The organism is Enterobacter sp. CFEC122 (genome assembly GCF_052983755.1).
In genome coordinates, this window is the sequence record NZ_JBRIQR010000096.1 from 1 (window position 1) to 2,866 (window position 2,866).

Annotated in this window: 3 protein-coding genes; 1 reads left to right on the top strand and 2 read right to left on the bottom strand. The window is 57.5% G+C overall.

Features of this window, described 5'->3' with window-relative positions; all coding sequences use genetic code 11:
• Positions 1 to 141: 141 nt before the first annotated feature.
• Together ACVCAM_RS26120 and ACVCAM_RS26125 are read right to left on the bottom strand one after the other, a co-directional pair.
• The gene (locus tag ACVCAM_RS26120) at positions 142 to 819 is read right to left on the bottom strand and encodes an isochorismatase family protein (protein ID WP_023327087.1); all 678 of its coding nucleotides are present in this window, start codon (positions 817 to 819) and stop codon (positions 142 to 144) included.
• Positions 820 to 839: 20 nt separating this feature from the next.
• Positions 840 to 1,700, bottom strand: coding sequence for a pirin family protein (locus tag ACVCAM_RS26125; protein ID WP_008503511.1), 861 nt, complete (start codon positions 1,698 to 1,700; stop codon positions 840 to 842).
• 109 nt (positions 1,701 to 1,809) lie between these two features.
• Between ACVCAM_RS26125 and ACVCAM_RS26130 the strand changes: the two genes are divergently transcribed.
• Positions 1,810 to 2,715 (top strand): LysR family transcriptional regulator, encoded by a 906-nt coding sequence (locus ACVCAM_RS26130; RefSeq protein ID WP_039024727.1) that lies wholly within the window; start codon positions 1,810 to 1,812, stop codon positions 2,713 to 2,715.
• Positions 2,716 to 2,866: the final 151 nt, after the last annotated feature.

Consider the following 2,866-nt stretch of genomic DNA (forward strand, 5'->3'; position numbering starts at 1 on the left):
TTTGCTGCCTGACCGCGTGGGGGGGCAACGGGGCGCTACTATAGGGAGTTGCGCTGACACGGTCAAGCAGATTTTCAGCTTTAATGCCTGTTCGGTTAAGCAATAATCAGCTCCACGGTTTTTACGCCGCGGAGCAGGGGATTAACGCTGTGAATCGAGCACTTCGCTGTTTTTAATCACTTCCTGCGCTTTGCTGTAGCTTTCGATCAGCAGCTGATAAGCCGGGAAGATATGGGTGTACACTTCCGCCCACTCCGCCGCATCTTCACGGTTCCAGGTACGCTGGATCTCAGAGGCCACCGCCGCCGTATCCATCGGGACCACACCGGCCTGCACCACGCGCGCCAGCGTGATCTCCTGCGCCATTTTGCTGTAGGTGCCGGAGGCATCAATCACCGCAAACACCTTATACCCGTCCGCAACCGCGCTGATCGACGGGAAGGCCATGCAGACGCTGGTAATGGTACCCGCAATGATCAACGTCTTACGCCCGGTGGCTTTTACCGCCGCCACGAATTCCGGGTTATCCCAGGCGTTGATCTCGCCTTTACGGGCAACATATTGCGCATGCGGCGCGTTGGCGTGGATCTCCGGGATAAGCGGTCCGTTCGGCCCTTGCGGGACGGATGCGGTGGTGATCACCGGGATCTTCGCCAGGGTAGCGATTTTTGCCAGCGCTGCCGCACGGGCACGCAGTTCCGGCATTGGCATATCACCAACGGTCTGGAACAGACCGCTCTGGTGATCGATAAGGAGCATCACAGCATCGTTCACATCGATGACCGGACGGGTTCCATTAAAGTTCGCAGGTGTAGACATGTTCTTCTCCTTTATAACGTTCAGAGCTGGCCGAAGCGGCCGGAATTGAAATCACGAATGGCTTCGTTGATTTCGGCTTTACTGTTCATCACAAACGGGCCGTAGCCCACGATCGGTTCATTCAGCGGCTCGCCGGCCATCAGCAGCACTTTTGCATCGCTGTTCGCTTCCAGGTGCAGTTTGTCGCCTTCCTGACTTAACACGACCAGCTGGGCTTCACCCGCCTGAGCGGTACCGTTTACCGTGATGCTGCCTTCAAGCACGACCAGCGCCGTGCTCCAGCCTTCCGGCTGAGCGAGCGTCAGATGGCTTCCCTGGTTCAGCGCGAAGTCCCAGACGTTGAGCGGCGAGAAGGTGTGCGCCGGGCCGGTCACCGTGTCGTAGCGACCGGCAATAACCCGCAGCGTTCCACCGTCGTCAGGCAGCGTCACTACCGGGATGTCGGCTTTCGTGATGCTCTGGTAGCCCGGTGCGGCCATCTTGTCTTTCGCCGGCAGGTTGACCCAAAGCTGCATCATTTTGAGTTCTCCGCCTTTTTGCGAGAACGCGCTGGAGTGGAACTCCTCGTGCAAAATGCCTGCGCCGGCGGTCATCCACTGCACGTCCCCGGGGCCAATGACGCCGCCTTTCCCCGTGGAGTCGCGATGCTCCACTTCACCGGAATAGACGAGAGTGACCGTTTCAAAACCCCGGTGAGGGTGTTGGCCTACGCCGCGTTTCGCACCGTCTGCCGGAAAGGTGTATGGGCCCGCGTAGTCCAGCAGCAGGAACGGGCTGAGCGGCTCGCCGTGCGTCTGATAGGAGAACATTGAACGGACCGGGAAACCGTCGCCCACCCAGTGCTGACGAGGAGCGGTATAAACGCCAGTGATGTTTTTCATGATTAACTCCTGATGTTCTGTTGATGTAATTAGCTTATATTCAGGGTTAATATCCCGGTAGATAGTGAAAATGGCATTCACTGTTCTAAAAATAGAACGATGAGGATTTATGCAGGATCTCAATGACTTCGTCTGGTTTGTGAAGGTAGTGGAGTACGGGGGGTTTGCGGCGGCGGGAAGGGCGCTTGACCAACCCAAGTCCAAACTGAGCCGCAGGATCGCGCAGCTGGAGGAGCGGCTTGGCGTACGGTTGATACAGCGCACGACGCGGCAGTTTACGGTGACGGAAGTGGGGCACACTTTCTATCAGCACTGTAAGGCAATGCTGATAGAAGCAGAAGCGGCAGAGGAGGCCGTTGCTGCGCTGCAGGCTGAGCCGCGCGGCGTCGTCAGGATCACCTGTCCCGTCACGTTACTGCACGTCCACGTGGGACCGATGCTGGCGCGGTTTATGGCGCGCTACACCGGGATTAATCTCCAGCTTGAGGCCACCAATCGTCGGGTCGATCTTGTTGGCGAAGGTATTGATGTGGCTATCCGCGTGCGTCCGCGTCCGTTTGATGACAGCGATCTGGTGTTAAGGGTGCTGGCTGACAGGGGGCATTGCCTGGTGGCAAGTCCGCAGTTGATTGAACGTATGGGTAAACCGCGAATGCCTTCCGAGCTCAGTGAATGGCCTGGATTAAGTATGGGGGCCGGTAAACAGGTGCATAAATGGGAGCTCAGTGGTCCAGAAGGGGCGAAAGCGGAGATCCACTACGCACCGCGCTTTATTACCACCGACATGCTGGCATTGCGGGAAGCGGCGATGGCGGGCGTGGGCGTTGTACAGTTGCCGATATTGATGGTGAAGGATCAGCTTGCGTCAGGGGAACTGGTACGGGTGCTGGACGCGTGGGAACCCCGACGGGAAGTGATTCACGCGGTTTATCCTTCGCGGCGCGGCATGCTGCCGTCGGTCAGGACGCTGGTGGATTTTCTGACTGAAGAGTATGCGAAGATGGTGGAGGAGTAGCTTTTTGTAGGTCGGGTAAGCGCAGCGCCACCCGACATAAAGAGCGCAGGGAGTTTCAAGGTTCGAATCCCCCCTTTCGGAGAATATAAATGAAAAAAGCCCGTACTTTCGTACGAGCTCTCATCTCAAATATGGCGGTGAGGGGGGGATT